Below are 19,373 nucleotides of genomic sequence, written 5' to 3' on the forward strand. Positions count from 1 at the left end.
ATGAAGCTGTGACACGACCGCCGTCAGTGGACGTCGACTTCCTTGATGCCGCCGCCGCGTTCCTTCAGGAGGACGCGGTGCCCGCAGTACGGACAGCGAACGCCGCCGTACTCATCGAGCGTTACGTCGCGTTTACAGCGCGAGCACTTGTAGCTCATTCTTACTCCTCGTCTTCGGCGAGGGCGGCGCGGATCGAACGAGTTGCCTGCTGGCCGCCGGGGGTCTGGGGCTTGTAGGCACCGCCGGTGAACTTCTCGCCGGTTTCCTCGTTGACCCAGATGCCGGTGCCGACGCGGGTGACATCGTCGCCGTCGACCTCGGCGTCCTGCATTCCTGCTTCGATTTCCTTGACTCGTTTGCGGGAGACACGCCCGTACCGGGCACCAAATCGGCCGGCACTGCCGGTGGATCGTGCTTTGTCCTCAGCCATAGTGCAACACGATACCGCCAGCGCGAATAAAAAGCTGTTGAGTCGGCCCGAAGGCCCCTGCCGCCGCTAGCGCTGTGTCGCCGCTTCGAGTCGCTCTCGTTCCGCACGCAGCAGCCGTTCCCACAGCCCAAACAGCGTGCTGTCGAGCCCGTAGGCCGCATCGATCTCCCGAACCCACGCGTCGTCGGCGAACAACGCAGCCTGAAACCGACGTACTCGCGGCGACAGCGACTCCCGGTGACCGGTGTAGCACGCGAGGCTCTCCTTGCGGGTGCGGTCAACCAACTCCTGTGGCACCACAATCCCGGACTCACGGGCAACGTGGACGAACCATTTGAGATGGAGGATCGCATCCGCGAGCACGAACCGCTCGCGGAATCCTGTGAGGTGGGTCGGCGCCGGTCGGCCGTCAACAAGGGCGTTGGCTGGTCGACTGAATCGCGGCACCGAGACGGACAGCCCACGACAGTACGGGTCGGCGACCTGTCGCAGTCGGTACTCACAGTATCGTACCGGCCCCAGGAGGCTCACCTCATACCACAGCGGCAGCCACTCACAGAACGGCTCGGAGAAGACGGCATCAGCCAGCAGGTCGGCCGCAATCGATCGCCGAACCGCGGGCGAAACCGACGCCGGTGGCCGCCCGTTCCGCATCGCCTCAACGCCGGCCTGGTAGTCGACGAACTCGGCGGTGTCGAACCCCATCTCGTCGGCGACGCCGTCGACGTATTCCGCGCCGATCCGGTACCAGTCGGCGAAATCCGCGGCGGTGTGAAGCCGGAGCAAGGAGAGAACGCTCACACCGGGTGTCCGGACGGGGCGGCCTTAGCGTCATCGACAGGATTCGAGCGCGGTGGCGAACCGACGGGAGACTTTTCGTCGCGCCCGCCGAGAGACAGGTATGGGACAGTCGATCTCCGCCGAGACGTTCCGTGATCGCCTCGACGCCGGCGAGTCGCTGACGGTCGTCGACACCCGATCCGACGAGGGGTTCGTGGCGTGGCGGGTGCCCGGCGCGATCCAGTACCGCTACAACGCCTTTCAGGCGTTCGACCGCGCCGAGTTCGAGGCCGAAACCGGTCTCACCCCCGAGGACACGATCGTCACGATGTGTGCCAAGGGCCAAACCTCGGACGCGCTCGCCGACGATCTGACGGCGGCCGGCTACGAGGATGTCGCCGTCGTCGAAGGCGGGATGGAAGCCTGGAGCGCGGTCTACGACCACGTCACCATCGCCTACGAGGATTTCACCGTCGTCCAACTCCAACGCCGCGCGAAAGGCTGTCTGGGCTATGTCGTCGAACGCGACGGCGCGGCCGCGGTCATCGACGCGACACGGCACACCGATGAGTTCCGCGCCGCAGCCGACGCCGTCGACAGCGAGATCGTCGCCGTCTTCGATACCCACGTCCACGCCGACCACATCTCCGGCGGCCGCCAACTTGCCGACGAACGTGGCGTCCCCTACTACCTCGGCGCGGATGCCGCCGACCGCAGCGTCGCCTACGACTACGAGCCGCTTTCGGCCAACGAAGTCGTCCATGTCGGCGATCTCCCGATCAAGGCACTCTCGACACCCGGCCACACCTCCGAGATGGTGAGCTATCTGCTTGGCGATGAGGCCGTCGTCACGGGCGATACGATCTTCGTCGACAGCGTCGGGCGAACCGAACTCCAGTTCGGCGACGGCGAGGCGACGACCGGCGCGGAGCTGCTGTATGACTCGCTGCACCGCACGCTGTTGGCCGAACCCGACTCGGTGAACGTCCTGCCCGGCCACTTCTCGGTCGCCAGCGACGGAACCACACCGATCACCCACGGCGAGCCGGTGGATACGACAGTCGGCACCCTCCGGACGGGGCTCGACGTGCTGCAGGCCGACCGCGAGAGCTTCATCGATCGCGTTACCGCGACGCTGCCCGAAAAGCCGCCGAACTACGAGGAAATCATCGGGATCAACAGCGGCCGTGAGACCGCTGACGACGAGCAGGCAGCTATCGAACTCGAACTCGGCCCGAACCGGTGTGCCGCCGAGATCGACGCCGACTGAGATCAGTTGGTCGCGGCCGGCGTGGGATCAGTCGAGATCGAGGAAATCAAGCGAACAGTTGTCGGCCACCAGCGCGGCGGCCCGGGCGTACGGTGACGGCTCAGGTGTCGCTCCCGTCGGTCGCTCGCGGCCGGCTGCCTCGAACACTCGCTCGACGAACGCATCTCTTGCCGTTCCGGTTTCGAACAGCCCGTGGAGGTAACAGCCCAACACGTCGCCCGCGCTCGCACCGAGTGCGGCACTCGCGTCGCCGTCGCGGGCGAACGGCCGCTCGACAGCCGCCGTCGCCTCGGTTGTCCCCATGTGGATCTCATAGCCTGACACCGATCCGCTCGCGCCCGCAAGCGGGCCCGCCCCGTCGAGTTCGAACGTGGTGTCAACAACCCGTTTCTCCGGCGTAAACGTCGTTTCAACGGGTAAGAGTCCAACAGCCGGCAGCGTCGTCGACGCCAACTCCGTCGCCGCCGCGCTGCTGGCTTCGGTGTCGACACCGCGGAGTCGTTCGCCGAGGAGTTGATAGCCGCCACAGAGGCCGACAATGGGGCCGTCGAACGCCCGGAGTTCGTCGTCGAAACCGGCCTCACGGATCGCCAGCAGATCGTCGACCGTGTTTTTTGTGCCGGGGATCACGACCGCGTCGGCGTCGGCGAGCGATGCGTCAAGGGGGACGTAGGCGATCCGAACCCCCGGCTCGGCGGCCAGCGGTTCGAGATCAGTGAAATTCGAAACGCGTGGGAGTCGCGGAACGGCAATCGTCACTGACTGCTCAGCGTCGACGCCGTCGGCATCGCCGCGGACGGCGCGCTCGTCAGTCGCTGGGAGGTCGACGCTGTCCTCAGCGGGCAGCCCTGGATCGTCGTAGGGGATGACGCCGAGCACGTCGACACCGGTTCGCTCCTCGAAGGCGTCGACGCCGGGAGCCAGCAGGTCGGCGTCGCCGCGGAACTTCGTGATGACGACGCCAATGACTTGGTCGCGGAGGTCGTCAGGCATGAGTTCCAGCGTGCCGACCAGCGAGGCGAAGACGCCGCCGCGTTCGATGTCGCCGACGAGCACGATGTCGGCATCGGCGAAGCGAGCGGTTTCGACGTTGGCGAGATCGCGGTCGTGGAAGTTGATCTCCGCGATCGAGCCCGCGCCCTCGGCGACGATCACATCGTGGGCGGCCGCGAGTCGGTCGTGGGCGGCGACGGCGGCCGCGCGGGCTGTTTCCCAGTGGTCGTCGTAGTAGTCGCCAGCCGCGTAGTGGCCGACTGCGACGCCGTCGACGACGAGTTGGGATTCGCCCTCGCCGCGGGGTTTGAGCAGAACCGGGTTGCAGTCGGTCGTCGGCGAGACATGGGCGGCGCGGGCCTGGACGTACTGGGAGACACCGATTTCGCCGTAGGCGTCACCGTCGCCATTGCCGTCCTTGTCCATCGTTTCAGGTGCACGCGGCACCGCCCGCGCGTTGTTGCTCATGTTCTGGGCTTTGAACGGCGCGACCGAGATGCCGCGATCAGCCAGCAGCCGACAGAGCCCCGTCGCGACCGTCGATTTGCCGACGTGGGAGGCGGTGCCGGCGACGAGGATCGTGTGGGCCATCTCAGTATTCGGTGCCGGAGCGGGCGCGCTGACCGGCGTCGATCGGGTGTTTGTGCTTGCTGATCTCGGAGATCAGATCGGCGTGGTCGGTGAGATAGGTCGGCTCCGCGTGGCTGCCGGTGAGCACGAGTTCGAGATCGTCGGGTTTGGTCTCGATGAGCTCACAGACCGCCGCTGGGGCAACGAGGTCACGGTCGGCAGCATAGAGGAGCTCGTCGAGAATTAACATGTGGACGCCATCGGCGGGGTCGCTATCGAGCGCAAATGGGGTGGTGAGATCGGCGTCGGCTGCGGCGGCGACGAGTTCTTGGGTGCGCTCGAAGCCGGCGTCGGCCTCGGATTCGTGGTCGGCCTCGCGGCTCCCGTCGGCCATGTTGTGCCACCCGTAGTGGCCCGTATTCTCGTAGGAAAACCCCGGCATCGCCGCGATCGCGTTGTACTCCCCGCGCACGTCGTCGACGCTGTCGGCACCGCCTTTCATGAACTGCAGCATGTGGACGCGGTAGCCGTGGCCGGCGGCGCGGAACCCCATGCCCATTGCCGCAGTTGTCTTGCCCTTACCGTCGCCCCAGAATGCTTGCACGAGGCCGAACTCATCGGGTGCGGCCGGCTCGATGGGCCGAGCCTCGGGGGCGACGCCGCCACCCGGTGTTTGGCGATGGCCGGGCGTGTCGGCTCCGGAATCGGATGTCATACAGCCTTCTTGGACGCCAGGGGTATCTCAGTTGTGTTCAGCCGATGGGGATGCCGCTATACACCGAACGCCGAAAGCAGGCGATCGTTCTGGTGGGCTCGTTTTACCGCGACGCGGATATGTGAGTCAAGTCCGCGGAACGTCGTCGCATCGCGGACGGTAAGCCCTGCCTCGCGGGCTTCTGTGAGCACCTCGTCGACCGGCTCGCGTGTCTCACAGAGCAGAAACGGGGCCTCCGAGGGGTAGACCCGAAACCGCTCGGCCAGGCGGTGTCGCATCCGTTTGCGCTCGGTGTCGACGCGTTCCCGTGTCTCAGCGACAAAGTCGGTATCGGCGAGACAGTGGGTACCGACGGCGGCGGCGGGCGTACTCAGTGCCCACGTCGGTCGCGCAACGTTGAGTCGCTCTCGGAGGTCGCCGGTAGCGACGAGAAAGCCGGCCCGAAGCCCCGGCAGGCCGAAGATTTTCGTCAGCGATCGGGCGACGACGACGCCAGGGGTGCCGGCAAGCGAGGGCTCGCTGGTAAAATCAAGAAATGCCTCATCGACTAACAGCACCGTGTCGGCCGACCGACACCGATCGGCGAGGGCTTGCAGCCTCGCGTGATCGTAGCTCTCACCGGTCGGATTGTTCGGGTTGCAGACGATCACCATGCGGTGGGCGGCTGGATCGATATCGGTGATCTCGTCGTGGCGGACAAACGTTGGCTCGCCGCCGTGGAGTCGAACCTCGCGGGCGTACTCGCCGAAACTCGGTTGGGGGATGGCGACGCTGTCGCCGTTGGCGATGACGACCGAACACAACAGGCGCATGCCGGCTAACCCGCCGGCTGTCGGGATGATCTCGGTGCCGGTGACGCCAATGTAGTCGGCGGCCGCCGCCCGGAACTCACAGTAGTCGTCGGTCGGATACCGGCCGGCCGCCGAGAGGGCTGCCTCATAGACCCCCGAGACGCCGTCGGGCGTCTGTGGGTTTGTGTTGGCACTAAAGTCAACAAGCTCTGGGTCGGATTCGCCACCGTGGGGGACACGGGTCACGGCGTCGATCGCGTCTGGATCCACAGGAGACAATTAGTCGTGAGTGATATAAACATTATTTTGTTATTTTGTACTCAAAACTCGGATCAGCGAGGCTTCGTTTGTCTCACTCAAAGTTTCGTTTGGTCAGTGTGATCCAGCCAGCGTTCGACCGCCCGACGATCCTCCGGTCGATTGATATTGAACGCAAGTCGGTCATCCACCCACACCACTGTTCGGCCGGCACCGTCGCCGACGACGTTGAGCCCGGTCGGCACGACGGGCTCCCCATCGGCTTCGGTGGTTGTCTCCGCGCTGACACCGAGGGCCGCTGTGAGCGCGGCCGGCACACAGACGGTCAAGGAGTCGCTGCCGGCGGTCGCGGCTGCCCGATCGACGTGGCCGGCCGTGACCAATGGGAGGTCAGCGGCGACCGTCACTGTCGGCGTCTTGAGTTGTGCCACTGCTTCGCCGAGGTCGGCGACGTAGCCCTCGCCTGCGGTGGTGATACACTCGACACCGTCGACCTCGGCGAGATGGGCGGCCGTCTCGGGGGTCGCCGGCGAGACTGCCGCGGCAACCGTGGTGAGCGAACTCGCCTGGAGCGCGCTCACGACCCGGTCGATCATCGGCTCGCCGCCAACATCGACAAGCGGCTTTTCGGTGTCGCCGACTGCTGGCCGGAGCCGCGTTCCCTCGCCGCCACACATGACCAGTCCGGTTGTCGCTCGCGTCTCGTCCGCGGTCGTCGCTTGCTCCTGATTTAGCTCAGGATCCATACCGACACCCCCACGTGCAGTGCGAGTGCCCGACCCACCTCGTTTGTCGCCCCGAGGAGGTCACCGCTCACGCCGCCGAGTTCGCGGTGCCCCCATGTCAGTATCGCCAGCCCGACGGCCGGACCGGTCGCCACCGCAGCCACCAGCGCGACTGCCAGCCCGTCGGGGGCGGCCGCGACCGCCGGCAGCGAGACGAGGATGGCCGACGCAAACGATCGGTGATCAAGCTCGTCGACGAGGTGGGCACCGAGGCCGTCGTGAGCCGACCGGCCGTAACACGCGACGAGGGCCATCCCGAGTTTCGCACCGACTTCCGCGGCGACGACGAATCGGAACGCTCGCCACGAGCCGATGCCCGCAAACGACAGCACGCCGAGTGTCATCACCAGCAGTGTCACGCCCAACAGGAGGGCTCCGCCGACACCGGTAGCCGAATCCTTCAGTACCGCCCGCATGCGATCAGCGTCGCCGTGAACTGCCAACGCATCACCAAGATCCGCCAGCCCATCGGCGTGGGTGACGCCCGTCAGCAGATAGATACCACCGAGGTAGGCCGCCACCAGCGTCGGCGGCTGCACCGGGAGGAAAAACACCCCGCCACTAAGGCTGCCGACGAGATAGCCGACCACCGGGAGGCTGTAGGCTGCCCGCCGGAAGGCATCCCAGTCGGTTTCGCTGCCGCCGACCGGGATCCGGGTGAGAAAGCCGACCGCGCCGCGAATCGCGCGGCCGACGGACACGATGGGACGTGAGTCAGACACCGACGATCACCGCCGTTGTGAGCGCGGCGAGCCAGCCGGCCCGGCCGACGAGGGCGACCCCGCGGTGGCCCTCGGTCGTCGTTGGCAACGATGCCACCGAATTGAGTGTGTAATGGTCGGGCTTTTCGAGGCGGACGCCGAGGCCAGCCGCCAGCGTCGCCATCGGCCAGCCGGCATTCGGCGAGGCCGGCGTTTGCGCCCACCGCTGGCCCATCAGCAGCGGGTCGGGTGACAGCATGGCCGCCGAGAGGGCCAGTGCCGTCAGCCGCGCAGGCAGCCACATGACGAGGTCGTCGAGCCGCGCGGCCGCCCAGCCGACCGGTTTCGAGCGGTATCCGACCATCGAATCCATCGTGTTGACGGCCTTGATCCACGCCGCTGCTGCTGTCGCCACCGCCAGCGTCGCGACGGGGGTGAGCCACCGGCTGGCGACGACGCTCCCAACAGCGAAGCCGGCCAGCGGCGCGACAAAGCCGTCCGAGAGATTCTCGGCCGCGCTCTCGACGGCCGCGCTCCGAACGTGACCGGCCGAAAGGTCGGTGGCATCTCGACCAGCCAAGGCGAGCAACGCCTCGCGTGCGCCCGCGATATCGGTTTCCGTTTGCTCAAGGACGTCGCCAGCTGTCGTACAGAGCAACCGAAGACTCACCGCTGAAAACAAGACGAGGGCGGCGACAACGCCACCCGCCAGCGGTTCGATGTCGCCAGCGAGCCCGACGCCGAGGGCGACGACCGCGGCCGCAAGCAGCGGCAGACAGAGGGCCCCAACAGTACCGACAAGCCGAGGCGCGGGCCACGAGCGATCGAGCGGGCCGACCAGCCGACCGACCCACACGACCGGATGCAGCCGAGCCGGTGGCTCGCCGACGACGCGGTCGAGGCCGACAGCCGCGAGGACGACGCCGGCAGCCATCAGCGACATGGCTGGCCCTCAGTGAGGCTTGCTTTGAGGTTGGGCAGCGACGTTTCGGCGATGTCGATGAACTCGCCGCCGCAGTCGGTGATCCCGCCGTCGGTCGCGGGCGTGTCGCCGACAACGACGAGGTCGGCGGTCTCGACATCGAGCTGGCGGGCCACCGTTTCGAAGGCCCGCGGGTCGGGTTTGCGCCAACCGCAGTCGACGCTGACAACAACGGCGTCGAAGACTTCGCGGTCAAGTGCTGATCGGCGGAGCGTTCGGGCCACTAGCTCAGGCACCGCACAGTTCGACAACAGGCCGACCGGGCCGACCTCGCTGGCGGCGGCAACGGCCTTGACCGCGCCCGTGCGGGTCTCGACGACCGGATCGAAGGCGTCGATGACGGCTTGGCCGGCGGTGGTGTCCGACACGTCGACCCCGCGGCTGGCGAGGGCGGCGGCGACGTGGGCCGGTAGTGGGACTTCGGCTCCTTCTTCAGCGTTACTATGGGGTTCGCGGTAGGCACTCGCCCAGTCGTCGGGGACGGTGATCCCGCGGGCGGCGAGTGCATCGGCGACGGCCGCCGCTGGTTCGGGGGTGTCGTCGATGGCGACGAGCGTGCCGAACAGATCGAAGGCGGAGGCGGCCGTGGCGGTCACGATGAATGGATGTGCTACCTGCGGCTTGAAAACATCGGTGCCAGCCGGGCTGTGGGTGTCCTACGCGAGGCGCGCGAAGGCGAGCGTGCCGCTGATGTTTTTGATGTAGATCTCAACCTCGTCGCCTTCCTCCGCGCCGGGGACGAAGATTGTGTATTTGCCTTTCTCGGCGACGCCGTCGCCTTTGCGGCCGGTGCCGGTGATCTTGACCTCGTAGGTCTCGCCTTCCTCGACATCCGGGCGGTCGGTGCGCTGGGAACTCGACTGCCGTTTGGCGACCGGACGGAACGCCCCACAGGCCTCACAGCGCAGCATCTGGGTGCGGTTCTCGGTGACGAGTTTCGTATCCGGGAGGCCACACTCCGAGCAGGTGACGTACTCGGCGATGTAGGCGTCGATGGCGGCATCGAAGTCTGCCCCGGAGAACTCGCCGTTGTAGCGCGCGCGGCCGTCCTCGTACTGGCCGGCGGTACCGAGTTCCTGCTGGATCGAACTATGGATGTGCTCGGGATCCCGATTGAGTGCGTCGCCGATCGCCGACAGATTGGTCAGTCGTGTAAACGCGCCGTCTTTCTGGGCTTCGGCGTCCGGCACGTCCAGCCGTTCGTCTGAGCCCTCGAAATCCGGCAACTCCTCCATTGCCCGGTCAAGCGTCGCCTCGTAGTCCATACGTGTGGTGATGTCGTCGTCGGCTAAATGCGTTGTGAGACAGCGGTACACATTGCAAGTGGAGCTACGTGCGTAAGACGATCCCCATAGACAGCAATAGCCATCACTGCCTTCGTTGTGGGACTCAGACGGTGTCGGCACCAAATCGACTGGAACGGAAATCCGCCCTCCCCGAATTGAACTCACTCACTCCCTGCGGTCGTTCGCTGCTCAATACGGGTCGGGACGGAGTTTACACTGCTCACTTACGTTCGCAGGAAAATCCGCCCTCCCCGAATTGAACGGGGGACAAGTCGATCTACAGTCGACTGCTCTACCAGGCTGAGCTAAGGGCGGGCACTCCATCGTATCCCGGTGGCACAATTAAGGGTTACTGTTCCGAGCGCGGCGGCGGCTGCCAGGTGTCTGACAGAGTGGGAAGATTGATTACCCTGTGTAACACACGTATCGGCTATGAGTAAGATCACGTTCCGCGCCGACGATGACCTCGTTGGCCGGTTAGAGGCCTTCGACGCCTCGAAATCCGAGGTGATGCGGGAGGCGCTCCGCCAGTACCTCGACACCCAGGAACGTGAGACGGCCGCGCAAACGACGGACACACCCGCGCAAACGTCCGACACCGACTCGATCGACGACCTCATCGACGAGCGCATCGACCGCCTCGTCGACGAACGCGTCGATTCAGCGCTGGCGGCCTGCCGCGAACCGACCGACACCGCCACCGATGTGTCGGTCAATATCACCCTTGAAGGGGTCGATGAGACGGCCACAGTCACCGAGCAAACCATCGAGCGTAAGACGCCCGACGCCGAGAGCGATACACAGCCTGAACCGCCAGCCGACGCGGATGCCGCCCACAGCTGCGGGCAGTGTGGCGAGGCCGTCGACAGCGACCACGTGTACTGTCCGAACTGCGGCGAAAAGGCCTCCCGGCGGCTGTTCTGTGAGTGTGGCGACGAGCTTCGATCGGACTGGGCGTTCTGTCCCGGCTGCGGCCGTCGCACCCCCGCGGCCGACGTGTTAGATAACCAATGACAGACAGTTACCCCGATTGTACGGCTGTGTGTCTGCCACAATAAGGTGAATGTCTTACATCCGCCAGTAATTTTATATACCCTCGGCATAGTGTTACGACTGCGTAAGACAATCGTCTTACAGTGTGCCCGTCAGTGGCACGCTGTGGGGCTGTCGGCGTCGCCGACTGTCTTACCGGGGAATGTAACCATGGAGCGTGTGACACTACGAATTCCAAAGCAGCAGATCGACGAGGTCGAGGAAATGGTCGAGACCGGCCAGTTCCCAAACCGGAGTGAGGCGATCCGGTCGGCCGTCCGAGAGATGCTCAACGAGACCGAGAGTACAGAGCCGCGGCGAAACAAAAGCGAACGCAACTGGGCGAAGGTGTAACTATGCAGGATATCGTACAAGACGCCCTCGACAACGCGGAAGCAGAAGACCGTGACATGGATGCCAGCTTCGACGACGACGACGAGTTCGGCGATCCACGGATCGTCATCGTCGGCGCGGGCGGGGCCGGCAACAACACGGTCAACCGGCTGTATAACATCGGCGTCGACGGCGCGGAAACCGTCGCTGTCAACACCGACAAACAGCACCTGAAGATGATCGAAGCCGACACGAAGATCCTCGTCGGCAAATCCCTCACGCAGGGCCTCGGCGCGGGTGGCGACCCCTCGATGGGCGAACGCGCCACCGAGATGGCCCAGGGGACGATCAAAGAAGTGCTGGGCGACGCCGACCTGGTCTTTGTGACCGCCGGCATGGGTGGCGGCACCGGTACCGGCGCGGCTCCGGTGATCTCGGATATCGCCAAAGAACAGGGGGCGATCGTCGTCGGCATGGTCTCGACGCCGTTCAACGTCGAGCGTGCCCGGACGGTCAAAGCCGAGGAAGGCCTCGAACGCCTCCGCAACACGGCTGACTCGATCATCGTCCTGGACAACAACCGCCTGCTCGATTACGTCCCGAACCTCCCGATCGGCAAGGCGTTCTCGGTGATGGATCAGATCATCGCCGAGACGGTCAAGGGGATCTCGGAGACGATCACCCAGCCATCCCTGATCAATCTCGACTACGCGGATATGTCGACGATCATGAATCAGGGCGGCGTCGCCGTCATGCTGGTCGGCGAAACCCAGGACAAAAACAAGACCCAAGAGGTGGTCAGCGACGCGATGAACCACCCACTGCTCGATGTGGATTACCGCGGAGCGAGCGGCGGCCTCGTCCACATCACCGGCGGCCCCGATCTCACGCTGAAGGAGGCCGAGGGGATCGCCAACAACATCACCGAACGGCTTGAGGCGAGTGCAAACGTGATCTGGGGTGCCCGGATTCAGGACGAATACAAGGGCAAAGTCCGTGTCATGGCGATCATGACCGGCGTCCAGAGCGCACAGGTACTCGGCTCCACAACGCAGAAACAGGCCGATCAGTCACGTGCCAGCATCGAAGGCGAGCCCGCCGAGTTCGACGCCAGCGCGAACGTCGGCTCCGACACCGCGGCTTGGGAGTCTGACGGCGGCAAGCAAGAGGTCGACCAGAACAACGGTCTCGACGTCATCCGCTAACGTTTTTTCAGCACGACGGTCGTTTTCGACGGCGACGATCACTTCTCTCGCAACGAGATAGCTTATACGGCCGCAATCGATTCCAACAGCCGGCATTTCCGGCAGATCCGGCTTCCCGTCATCGAGCCACACTGCTCGCACTCGCTGAGATCCTTGTTTTCCTCGTCGTCGCCGCCATACCGATCGGCCGCCAGCTCCGCGAGCTCCTCGTAGCCGGACATGATCGAGTGTCGCGTCCCGGGATGATTCTCTTCGAGGTTCCACAACAGCTCCTGGATCTCCCCGCGGTAGGCCTCGCTGGCGTGGGGACACTCGGTGATGTGGGCGGGCAACTCCATGAGCTGGGCGTAGAGGGCAACCTCTTTTTCCGGGATATCTCGGAGTGGCTTGGCGCGCGGGATGAAATCGTCCTGCTCGGCGCGCTCCTCGAAGTCGCCGATACTCGCATCGAAGTGTTTGGCGATCTGTTTGACATCGCCCTCCAGAATGTTCATCAGCGCCGTCTGGGCCTCGTCGTCGAGGTTGTGACCGGTCAGCAGCTTGTCGGCTCCGTACTCGTCGGCGTACTCCTCCAGCAAATCACGTCGAAACACACCACAGTAGGCGCAGGGTGCCATGTTTTCTGGATCGTCTTCGACGACATCGTCCATGCGGATCCCGAACTCCTCCTCGTAGCTGACGAGTTCGTGGCGCATCTCCAGGTCGTCGGCCAACTCGACGCAGGCATCGACGCTTTCGTCGCGGTAGCCCTCAATCCCCTCGTGGATCGTCAACGCCAGCATCTCGATGCGGGGGTCTTCGCCGAAGGTTTCGTCTAAAATGTGCGTGAGGACGACGCTGTCTTTGCCACCCGAGAGGCCGATCACCCACGTTTCCGGATCGTCTGGCGTCGCCTCGGGATCGAGCAGTGTATCCGATCGAATCCGGCGTCGGACACGTTTCTCGACCGACCGGCAGAAATGCGTCTCACAGAGATGGCCGCCGGAGTACGCCGCCTGCATGACGGCGTCACGGTCGCATTTGTCGCACTCCATTACCGGAGCGTTGCCGGCCGGCTGGGATACCCGTTTCGCTCTTCGGGGCGAGCGACCGATTTTGCCGGCACCGACGCAGTGTGTCATACGACCCACGACCGGGTTGTCATACACGCCGGATCGCTCCGCAACACACCCAAACGCACGGCGTCGAAACCGGTTTGTGGCCTGCGATCCCAGTATCGGCAATGACACGCGAGGCGACACTCGACCGCGACGCCGCCATCGACCGCGTCGTCGAACTGATCGAAACGGTCGACTCCGAGCCGATGCCGGTGCCAGTCCGGGAGATTTGGGTCTATGGCGATGTCGCCCTTGGCCTCGATCCGATCGATCGCCTCGATATCTATCTCACGAAGGACATCCTCCTGCGCGGCGACAGCGACGCAGCCGAGCAGTATTACGACAAACACGGCGTCAAAGGGGTCGGCCAGAGCGTCGACGCCGAGTGGGCCGAAACATATCCAGAGTACATCCGCGCCAACGACAACGGCCACGCCGCCCCCGAGAAGTGTTTGGCCGCCCACCTGCTGGGGGACGACGAGCCGATCCATCTCGAAGTCTGTAATGCGAGTTTCGACGAAAACGTCACCCAGCGGCTGCGCGGCGCACTCGACCGTGAGTCCTACGGACAGATCCTCGATCCTCGTGGCGTCTGTCTCTGGGTCGACGGCCAGTGGGACGACGACCTCCTCGACAAACTTCGTGGCGGCGAACTCCCGTTCCCGACGCTGTCGGGCGCGCTGGAACAGCTGGGTGTTGACGCCGATATCGCAGATGAGGCCGCCGACACTGTCAGTCGCTACCGCACCGAACAAACGGGTGCGAGCGTGCGCGGCGACGTGATCTGATGCTCAGTCGGCGTCGTTATCGACCTGTCCGACAGTCACGGTAAACGGCACCGTCTCCACGCGCTTGTATGACTCAGCTTGCATCTGCTCGATGACTTCCCGGCCCATTTCGCGCCACGCCCGCCGGAGCGTGTCATACGTTTCCTCGTCGTCGACGCCGCGGCGGAGTTCGGTTTCGTGGTCAGCCAGTCCCTTGCCGCTGGCTTTCCGTTTCGCGCTCCGCAGGGCGTCCTCGCTGTAGGGTGGTTCGGTGCGTTTCTCGTGGTCATACTGCCGGGTCGAGAGCGGCTTGATCCCGACCTCGTCGAACAGCGATTCGACCTGTTCGCCGAGGGCGACATCGGTCTCGACGCCTTGGAGGTACGCTTCGCGCACGCGGGATTCGAGGTCGACCTCGCTGTCGACCGTCGAGTCGACGCTGACGGCGGCGTTGTTCGGCTCGATAGCAGCGACCAGATCCGTAGAAACGCGTGCAAACTCCCGGAGCGCGGCAGAGGGCTCGGGGAGATTGATCAGGAGGGCCTGACAGACGACGAGATCGACGCTGTCGTCGGCAACCGGCAGGCGAAGCGCGTCGCCAGCGACCGCCGGAACCGACTCGCTGGCAACGTCGAGCAGTCGGCGGTCGGCGTCGACACCGATGACTTCGGTATCGGCGGCGGGCTCGCTTGCCAACACGCGCGTCAACTCGCCGGTGCCGCAGCCGACATCGAGGATCCGCCCGCGGTTCGAGAGATCGAGATCAGCGAGGGCGGCTTGGGAGTCGGCCCACATCCCCTCGCGGGTGCGGCTGAGATACTCGGCTGAAAACCGGCGCACGGCTCAGTTACGGAGCGCTTTCACGCGCTCGATGTTCCACGCGAAGCCCTTGCCGTCCTCGGTCGGCGTTTCGAGTGCAAACGGCAGCTCGCGGAGGTCGGGATGATTGACGATGGCGCGCATGCCGTCCTCGCCGATGTAGCCCTCTCCGATCAGGGCGTGTTCGTCTTTGTGGGTACCCACGTCGTGTTTTGAGTCGTTGAGGTGGATGTATTCGAGGTGTTCGAGGCCGACGACATCGTCGAACCGCTGGACGGTTTCGTCGACGGCTTCCGGTGTCGTGAGGTCGTTGCCGGCGACGAGCGTGTGGGCGGTGTCGATGCAGATCCCGATGTCGGTGTCGGTTCGCTCGATAATGCCTGTGAGGTGGTCGAATTCGCCGCCGAGTTTGGTGCCGCTGCCGGCGTCGCTCTCGATGAGGATCTGGACGTCGTCGGGCACCTCAAGCTCGTCGATGACGCTGGCAGCGTTTTCAAGGCCGCCCTCGACGCCCGCGCCGGTGTGGGCCCCGAGGTGGGCGTTGACGTACGGGATGCCCAGTTTGTCGGCTGCATCGAGTTCGGCCTGCATGCTGTCGAGGGATTTCTGCCGGAGGTCGTCTTTCGGCGTACAGAGGTTGACGAGATAGGAGGCATGGATCACCCACGGGCCGTCGAGTCGCTCGTCGGTGAGTTCACGGAAGCCCGCCGCGGCCTCGTCGCTGATCTCGGGCTGTTGCCAGACCTGCGGCGAGGTGGTGAATATCTGTCCGCAGTTGCCGCCGAAGTTGCGCTGGCGGTCGACAGCGTTGCGAACATCGTCGTACTCGGGGGTTTCGGTGTCAGAGGAAACACGGGATCCGGAGATCGAAACGTGGGCGCCGACGTGCATGCACCGTGGTTGGGCCAGCCCCCTCAAAGCGACTTCGATAGCATGGCTGCTGTCACCACTGCTATCAGACGGGCTACCCAACACGGTGGCGATGCCGGTCTACGATCGAAGCGCGCCCGACGCACCACGAGTCACCGAGTTCGACGGCGGCATCGAGTGGCTCGCCCATCCTACTGAGACGGGTCGCCGCGCGAGTCACTTGTTCACTGGCTCACACGGCTGTTCGACCCACTCGATATCCCTGACCTCGACGACCACATCGCTGCCGCCGGTGGGCTCGCTGGGATCGCCGTGCTGTCGAACTACCATGCCCGTGATGCTGACGCGATCGCCACCCGCCACGAGGTTGCGGTGACGGTTCCGCCGTGGCTGGATCGGGCTGCCGACCGCCTGACGGCCCCGCTGGAGCGGTCGACAACGATCGGCGACTCGGGGTTCCAGCTCACCCGCTACAACCCGGTTCCGGGCTACGAGGAGGCGATCGCCTACCGCGACAGCGACCAGACGCTCTATGTGCCTGACGCGCTCGGGACGGCGCCGTTCTACACCGTCGCCGACGAGCGGCTCGCTTGTTATGGGCTGCTTCGCGTTCGTCCGCCACGGCCCCTGTTCGAGCCGTTTGCGCCCGATCGGATCCTTGTCGGCCATGGAACGGGTGTCTTTACTAACGCGACGGCAGCCCTCCGAGATGCGCTTGATGGCGCGCGGCGACGGCTCCCGACAGTGATTCGTCGTCATGGGCTGACGCAGTTGCGTGGTGTGGTATCCGCGCTGTGGTAGTGGCCACACCACGTCGCTTGGCGGTGCTCCTCGGTTGGATTCGGAATCACCCGGATTCCGAAATTTTATATCGCGGTATGTGATTTATTTTGGGTCGCTAGTGGACTCGTCGGGCTTTTAGGCCGTGCGAGCGACCTCTTGCTATGGTCGACAACATCGCGCCCTTCTTCCGCGAGCTTGAGCCCGCGGATTTCTATCTGCTGTCGGGGATCGAACAGGGGATGCGCTTCTCCGAGTGGGTACAACACGAGGAGATCCCGAAATACGCGGAGTTGACCGCCGAGGAGGTCGAATACCGGATTGATCGCTGTATGCGCCACGAGCTCATCGAGCGCAAGACGATCCAATACGAGGGCTACCAACTCACCTTCGAGGGGTATGACGCCCTCGCGCTCCGCACCTTCGCCGAACGGGATACCTTCGACGGCATCGGCGCGCCGCTGGGCGTCGGCAAGGAAAGCGATGTCTATGAGGTGCAGTCGTTTCGGCCAATGGCGCTGAAGTATCACCGTGAGGGCTATACGAATTTCCGGGAAGTCCAGCGCGAACGCGAGTACACTGCCGACCGCGACCACGTGTCGTGGTTGTACACCGCCCGGCAGGCCGCAGAGCGGGAGTTTGAGACGCTCGAAGGGCTGTATCCCGACGTGTCGGTGCCGCGGCCGGTCGACCAGAACCGCCATGCGATCGTCATGGAGAAACTGACCGGCGCGGAGCTTTCACACGCCGAACTGGAGTCCGAGCAGGTCGTCGGCGTGTTGGAGCTGATCATCGAGGAGATGGCCGCCGCCTACGATGCGGGCTACGTCCATGCTGATATGAGCGAGTACAACGTCTTCGTCGACACCGACGGTGTAACGATCTTCGATTGGCCCCAGGCGGTGTCGACCGACCACGATAACGCCCGAGAGCTGCTGGAACGCGACCTTGAGAACATCTACAGCTACTTCCGCCGGAAATATCCCCGGGAAACGCCGGAATCGCTCGATTTGGACGCGCTCGCCGACGATATTGTGGGCGACGAATTTGACTCGATTTCGGCGTATCTCGAGTCATAAACCACTGAGCGCGATAGAAAAATCGCAAACAGGACTTGTAACGACTATTCAGTTTATGCAAAATTTGGTCACTGAGCCAGCTTAGTCAATCGATGGATTGCGAACGATAGGAAAACTCATCTGATTTCGCTACTTCCGACAGACTGTGCTCACGCGGCTTCGGTTCGAAAGCGTTCGATCCCCGGTTCAAACTCGTTGTCACCTTCGATGGTGTCGAAATCGTCATCGGCACCGACCAGCAGCGTCACTCCCTCACGATCGGTAGCAAGATCAGCCGCGGCAGCGACGGCGTAGGCGTCGCCTAACGCGAGCGCGTGTTGGCGTTTCAACTCCGCAACCGTCTGCCAGCAGTCGTCGATCTCGTACTCGGTGAGGCCCAACTCCCGAAGGCGACGAATGTGGGCGTCGGCCTGCTCGGGAGACGCCTTCCGCGCTGCAATATACCGGACTTCCGCGAGCGTGACCGTCGCCACGTAGCCCGCGCGGTCGCCGTCGTAGACGCGGTCGAGCCACTCTTCGACCGTCGCGGCTCCGGGCTCGTCGAAGGCGAAGGCGATCAGCGGCTCGGCGTCGAAGACGACCGTCATTCCTCGTCCAGCCCGTGTTTCTCGTCGAGCGCGTCCCGCTCTCGCTTCCGTTCTTCTCGGAGCAGATCAGTCGCCGCGGTCTCGTTGTCGGCCTCGGCGGCCAACGCGCCGCGGAGCTCCGACGGCCGTTTGACCGGTCGAATGACGATCTCGCCGGCCTCGGTTTCGATGAACCGGACACGCCCCGGCGTCTCGATGCTGAGTTTCTCGCGATAGGCTTTCGGGATCGTCGCTTGTCCCTTGCTCGTGACGGTGACGGTGGTTCCCTCTTCGGCGTCGCTCATATGTAATGGCTATCCGACAGTATTACTTTAATTTTTGTAATACTCTAATCGAGTGTACGGTCTTCCCGCGAGAAGTAGATCGAACCGTGCATACCTTCGGTTACGGCTGTCGCCACCGGTGACAAAGATGTCTCTGCGGTACTGGCTGATATATTTCGCCGCGGGTGATAGTTCTACTCTGTCCCGCTGCTGTCCATGTAAGTGAGATGGGCGGTGAGATCTGTCGTCGACAGCATCCCGACGACCTCATCATCGCCATCGACAACAGGCAGATGCTGGATTTGTCTGGTGATCATCTTCACCGCGGCATCCTGAATCGACTCATCCGGCTCGGTTGTCGTCACGTCTTCGGTCATATAGTCGCCGACGGTGGCGTCAGCGGGGACAGCCCCGTTCGAGACGAGTTCCGTGAGATCGGTACACGTAAGAATCCCAGACAGCTGCCCGTCGTCATCGAGGGCCACCAACGATCCTGCCTCCTTCTCCAAAATCGTGCTGGCGGCTGTTTCGACCCCTTCGTCAGGGGTGACAGTTACGAGGTCGGTCGTCATGAGTTGCTCAACCGGAACGGCTTCGATTTCCATACTCCTCTTATGTATAGTTTCTATTGATAAATGTTGTCTACAACTGAATTTAACAATACATTCGTTTGCATGAACATTGATTTTAGACAAAAGAACGAATTTAGGTCTGTATATCGCTGCTTCGTAAACTACTGTCCGAACCGGGTGTCACTCTCCTCATCGAGTCGCAACACCCAGGTAGGTCGGCGGGTGAGGTATGGTCAATGCCACAGGAACCGATCACGACGATCGAACTCGCCGACGTACAGACGACCGCCGGTGATTTCCACGATGTCGCCGTCGAGATCTATCCGAGTTGGGTGATGATCGAAGACGACACCGGCAGCCGGTGGATCGCCCGCGATACCGTCACCGAGATCTTCGAACGCGAGTAGC

General features: G+C 63.9%; 25 protein-coding genes and 1 tRNA gene. 8 read left to right on the top strand and 18 right to left on the bottom strand.

The annotated features are described in order from the left end of the window. Positions 1 to 23: 23 nt before the first annotated feature. The 3 genes from DM826_RS03975 to DM826_RS03985 form a co-directional block, all read right to left on the bottom strand. Complete coding sequence (locus tag DM826_RS03975) at positions 24 to 158, bottom strand: DNA-directed RNA polymerase subunit P (protein ID WP_021040784.1); 135 nt, start codon at positions 156 to 158, stop codon at positions 24 to 26. A 2-nt stretch (positions 159 to 160) separates the two neighbouring features. After that, complete coding sequence (locus DM826_RS03980; protein ID WP_120101719.1) at positions 161 to 430, bottom strand: eL43 family ribosomal protein; 270 nt, start codon at positions 428 to 430, stop codon at positions 161 to 163. Between the two features lie 66 nt (positions 431 to 496). After that, positions 497 to 1,231, bottom strand: a complete 735-nt coding sequence (locus DM826_RS03985) for a hypothetical protein (protein WP_120101722.1) — start codon at positions 1,229 to 1,231, stop codon at positions 497 to 499. Between the two features lie 100 nt (positions 1,232 to 1,331). Between DM826_RS03985 and DM826_RS03990 the strand changes: the two genes are divergently transcribed. Continuing rightward, positions 1,332 to 2,480, top strand: a complete 1,149-nt coding sequence (locus tag DM826_RS03990) for an MBL fold metallo-hydrolase (RefSeq protein ID WP_120101724.1) — start codon at positions 1,332 to 1,334, stop codon at positions 2,478 to 2,480. 27 nt (positions 2,481 to 2,507) lie between these two features. On the opposite strand, the gene DM826_RS03995 is transcribed toward DM826_RS03990, so the two are convergent. The 9 genes from DM826_RS03995 to DM826_RS04035 all read right to left on the bottom strand — a co-directional run bounded on the left by DM826_RS03995 (position 2,508) and on the right by DM826_RS04035 (position 9,876). After that, entirely contained in the window at positions 2,508 to 4,064 is a 1,557-nt protein-coding gene (locus DM826_RS03995; RefSeq protein WP_120101726.1) for a cobyric acid synthase, read from the bottom strand. 1 nt (position 4,065) lies between these two features. After that, positions 4,066 to 4,758: a cob(I)yrinic acid a,c-diamide adenosyltransferase gene (locus tag DM826_RS04000; protein WP_120101728.1), complete on the bottom strand. Its 693-nt coding sequence runs from the start codon at positions 4,756 to 4,758 to the stop codon at positions 4,066 to 4,068. 56 nt (positions 4,759 to 4,814) lie between these two features. Continuing rightward, complete coding sequence (cobD, locus tag DM826_RS04005; protein WP_120101731.1) at positions 4,815 to 5,819, bottom strand: threonine-phosphate decarboxylase CobD; 1,005 nt, start codon at positions 5,817 to 5,819, stop codon at positions 4,815 to 4,817. An 86-nt stretch (positions 5,820 to 5,905) separates the two neighbouring features. Continuing rightward, the gene (locus tag DM826_RS04010) at positions 5,906 to 6,553 is read right to left on the bottom strand and encodes an NTP transferase domain-containing protein (RefSeq protein ID WP_321167529.1); all 648 of its coding nucleotides are present in this window, start codon (positions 6,551 to 6,553) and stop codon (positions 5,906 to 5,908) included. Then, positions 6,538 to 7,314 carry an adenosylcobinamide-GDP ribazoletransferase gene (gene cobS / locus DM826_RS04015; protein ID WP_233735674.1) on the bottom strand — a complete coding sequence of 259 codons (777 nt, stop codon included), beginning with the start codon at positions 7,312 to 7,314 and terminating at the stop codon, positions 6,538 to 6,540. The genes DM826_RS04010 and cobS overlap by 16 nt, the downstream gene beginning before the upstream one ends. Beyond that, entirely contained in the window at positions 7,307 to 8,236 is a 930-nt protein-coding gene (cbiB, locus tag DM826_RS04020; protein ID WP_205738790.1) for an adenosylcobinamide-phosphate synthase CbiB, read from the bottom strand. Before cbiB ends, cobS begins: the two co-directional genes overlap by 8 nt. After that, positions 8,227 to 8,871 (bottom strand): HAD family hydrolase, encoded by a 645-nt coding sequence (locus DM826_RS04025; RefSeq protein WP_120101735.1) that lies wholly within the window; start codon positions 8,869 to 8,871, stop codon positions 8,227 to 8,229. The genes cbiB and DM826_RS04025 overlap by 10 nt, the downstream gene beginning before the upstream one ends. 60 nt (positions 8,872 to 8,931) lie before the next feature. After that, positions 8,932 to 9,540, bottom strand: coding sequence for a translation initiation factor IF-2 subunit beta (locus tag DM826_RS04030; protein WP_120101737.1), 609 nt, complete (start codon positions 9,538 to 9,540; stop codon positions 8,932 to 8,934). Between the two features lie 262 nt (positions 9,541 to 9,802). Continuing rightward, a tRNA-Tyr gene (locus DM826_RS04035) sits at positions 9,803 to 9,876 on the bottom strand. Between the two features lie 117 nt (positions 9,877 to 9,993). Here DM826_RS04035 and DM826_RS04040 point away from each other — a divergent pair. From DM826_RS04040 to ftsZ, 3 genes are all read left to right on the top strand, one after another. Next, positions 9,994 to 10,575 (top strand): double zinc ribbon domain-containing protein, encoded by a 582-nt coding sequence (locus DM826_RS04040; protein WP_120101739.1) that lies wholly within the window; start codon positions 9,994 to 9,996, stop codon positions 10,573 to 10,575. 189 nt (positions 10,576 to 10,764) lie between these two features. After that, complete coding sequence (locus DM826_RS04045; protein ID WP_120101741.1) at positions 10,765 to 10,947, top strand: ribbon-helix-helix domain-containing protein; 183 nt, start codon at positions 10,765 to 10,767, stop codon at positions 10,945 to 10,947. Between the two features lie 2 nt (positions 10,948 to 10,949). Then, positions 10,950 to 12,131, top strand: coding sequence for a cell division protein FtsZ (gene ftsZ, locus DM826_RS04050; RefSeq protein WP_120101743.1), 1,182 nt, complete (start codon positions 10,950 to 10,952; stop codon positions 12,129 to 12,131). A 62-nt stretch (positions 12,132 to 12,193) separates the two neighbouring features. Here ftsZ and ncsA read toward each other — a convergent pair whose 3' ends face one another. Further along, a complete protein-coding gene (gene ncsA / locus DM826_RS04055; protein WP_120101745.1) occupies positions 12,194 to 13,165 on the bottom strand; it encodes a tRNA 2-thiolation protein NcsA in 972 nt (323 codons plus the stop codon). Positions 13,166 to 13,353: 188 nt separating this feature from the next. Between ncsA and DM826_RS04060 the strand changes: the two genes are divergently transcribed. Next, positions 13,354 to 14,016, top strand: coding sequence for a DUF7095 family protein (locus tag DM826_RS04060; RefSeq protein WP_120101747.1), 663 nt, complete (start codon positions 13,354 to 13,356; stop codon positions 14,014 to 14,016). Positions 14,017 to 14,019: 3 nt separating this feature from the next. On the opposite strand, the gene DM826_RS04065 is transcribed toward DM826_RS04060, so the two are convergent. Together DM826_RS04065 and DM826_RS04070 are read right to left on the bottom strand one after the other, a co-directional pair. Next, positions 14,020 to 14,835: a class I SAM-dependent methyltransferase gene (locus DM826_RS04065; protein WP_120101749.1), complete on the bottom strand. Its 816-nt coding sequence runs from the start codon at positions 14,833 to 14,835 to the stop codon at positions 14,020 to 14,022. Positions 14,836 to 14,838: 3 nt separating this feature from the next. Next, the gene (locus DM826_RS04070) at positions 14,839 to 15,705 is read right to left on the bottom strand and encodes a deoxyribonuclease IV (protein WP_120101751.1); all 867 of its coding nucleotides are present in this window, start codon (positions 15,703 to 15,705) and stop codon (positions 14,839 to 14,841) included. Positions 15,706 to 15,996: 291 nt separating this feature from the next. Here DM826_RS04070 and DM826_RS04075 point away from each other — a divergent pair, with 291 nt between their 5' ends. Both DM826_RS04075 and DM826_RS04080 read left to right on the top strand, forming a co-directional pair. Next, complete coding sequence (locus DM826_RS04075; RefSeq protein ID WP_233735675.1) at positions 15,997 to 16,485, top strand: hypothetical protein; 489 nt, start codon at positions 15,997 to 15,999, stop codon at positions 16,483 to 16,485. A 143-nt stretch (positions 16,486 to 16,628) separates the two neighbouring features. After that, complete coding sequence (locus DM826_RS04080) at positions 16,629 to 17,543, top strand: serine/threonine-protein kinase RIO2 (RefSeq protein WP_120101753.1); 915 nt, start codon at positions 16,629 to 16,631, stop codon at positions 17,541 to 17,543. 149 nt (positions 17,544 to 17,692) lie between these two features. On the opposite strand, the gene DM826_RS04085 is transcribed toward DM826_RS04080, so the two are convergent. The 3 genes from DM826_RS04085 to DM826_RS04095 all read right to left on the bottom strand — a co-directional run bounded on the left by DM826_RS04085 (position 17,693) and on the right by DM826_RS04095 (position 18,998). Beyond that, positions 17,693 to 18,130 (bottom strand): type II toxin-antitoxin system VapC family toxin, encoded by a 438-nt coding sequence (locus DM826_RS04085; RefSeq protein WP_120101755.1) that lies wholly within the window; start codon positions 18,128 to 18,130, stop codon positions 17,693 to 17,695. Continuing rightward, the gene (locus DM826_RS04090; protein WP_120101757.1) at positions 18,127 to 18,414 is read right to left on the bottom strand and encodes an AbrB/MazE/SpoVT family DNA-binding domain-containing protein; all 288 of its coding nucleotides are present in this window, start codon (positions 18,412 to 18,414) and stop codon (positions 18,127 to 18,129) included. The genes DM826_RS04085 and DM826_RS04090 overlap by 4 nt, the downstream gene beginning before the upstream one ends. A gap of 173 nt (positions 18,415 to 18,587) precedes the next feature. Then, a complete protein-coding gene (locus DM826_RS04095; RefSeq protein WP_120101759.1) occupies positions 18,588 to 18,998 on the bottom strand; it encodes a CBS domain-containing protein in 411 nt (136 codons plus the stop codon). A gap of 203 nt (positions 18,999 to 19,201) precedes the next feature. Between DM826_RS04095 and DM826_RS12965 the strand changes: the two genes are divergently transcribed. Then, entirely contained in the window at positions 19,202 to 19,372 is a 171-nt protein-coding gene (locus tag DM826_RS12965) for a hypothetical protein (protein WP_165853243.1), read from the top strand. Position 19,373: the final 1 nt, after the last annotated feature.

It is taken from the genome of Halonotius aquaticus (assembly GCF_003605575.1).
GTDB lineage: Archaea > Halobacteriota > Halobacteria > Halobacteriales > Haloferacaceae > Halonotius > Halonotius aquaticus.

What these genes read in the sequence shown, in the direction of transcription:
- DM826_RS12965 (WP_165853243.1), top strand. Translation starts at nt 19,202, where the DNA reads ATGCCACAGGAACCGATCACGACGATCGAACTCGCCGACGTACAGACG.
- DM826_RS04030 (WP_120101737.1), bottom strand. Translation starts at nt 9,540, where the DNA reads ATGGACTACGAGGCGACGCTTGACCGGGCAATGGAGGAGTTGCCGGAT.
- DM826_RS03990 (WP_120101724.1), top strand. Translation starts at nt 1,332, where the DNA reads ATGGGACAGTCGATCTCCGCCGAGACGTTCCGTGATCGCCTCGACGCC.
- DM826_RS04000 (WP_120101728.1), bottom strand. Translation starts at nt 4,758, where the DNA reads ATGACATCCGATTCCGGAGCCGACACGCCCGGCCATCGCCAAACACCG.
- DM826_RS03995 (WP_120101726.1), bottom strand. Translation starts at nt 4,064, where the DNA reads ATGGCCCACACGATCCTCGTCGCCGGCACCGCCTCCCACGTCGGCAAA.
- ftsZ (WP_120101743.1), top strand. Translation starts at nt 10,950, where the DNA reads ATGCAGGATATCGTACAAGACGCCCTCGACAACGCGGAAGCAGAAGAC.
- DM826_RS04090 (WP_120101757.1), bottom strand. Translation starts at nt 18,414, where the DNA reads ATGAGCGACGCCGAAGAGGGAACCACCGTCACCGTCACGAGCAAGGGA.
- DM826_RS04045 (WP_120101741.1), top strand. Translation starts at nt 10,765, where the DNA reads ATGGAGCGTGTGACACTACGAATTCCAAAGCAGCAGATCGACGAGGTC.
- cbiB (WP_205738790.1), bottom strand. Translation starts at nt 8,236, where the DNA reads ATGTCGCTGATGGCTGCCGGCGTCGTCCTCGCGGCTGTCGGCCTCGAC.
- DM826_RS03980 (WP_120101719.1), bottom strand. Translation starts at nt 430, where the DNA reads ATGGCTGAGGACAAAGCACGATCCACCGGCAGTGCCGGCCGATTTGGT.
- DM826_RS04060 (WP_120101747.1), top strand. Translation starts at nt 13,354, where the DNA reads ATGACACGCGAGGCGACACTCGACCGCGACGCCGCCATCGACCGCGTC.
- DM826_RS04085 (WP_120101755.1), bottom strand. Translation starts at nt 18,130, where the DNA reads ATGACGGTCGTCTTCGACGCCGAGCCGCTGATCGCCTTCGCCTTCGAC.
- DM826_RS04040 (WP_120101739.1), top strand. Translation starts at nt 9,994, where the DNA reads ATGAGTAAGATCACGTTCCGCGCCGACGATGACCTCGTTGGCCGGTTA.
- DM826_RS04095 (WP_120101759.1), bottom strand. Translation starts at nt 18,998, where the DNA reads ATGGAAATCGAAGCCGTTCCGGTTGAGCAACTCATGACGACCGACCTC.
- DM826_RS03975 (WP_021040784.1), bottom strand. Translation starts at nt 158, where the DNA reads ATGAGCTACAAGTGCTCGCGCTGTAAACGCGACGTAACGCTCGATGAG.
- DM826_RS04080 (WP_120101753.1), top strand. Translation starts at nt 16,629, where the DNA reads ATGGTCGACAACATCGCGCCCTTCTTCCGCGAGCTTGAGCCCGCGGAT.
- DM826_RS04010 (WP_321167529.1), bottom strand. Translation starts at nt 6,553, where the DNA reads ATGGATCCTGAGCTAAATCAGGAGCAAGCGACGACCGCGGACGAGACG.
- DM826_RS04070 (WP_120101751.1), bottom strand. Translation starts at nt 15,705, where the DNA reads ATGCACGTCGGCGCCCACGTTTCGATCTCCGGATCCCGTGTTTCCTCT.
- ncsA (WP_120101745.1), bottom strand. Translation starts at nt 13,165, where the DNA reads ATGGAGTGCGACAAATGCGACCGTGACGCCGTCATGCAGGCGGCGTAC.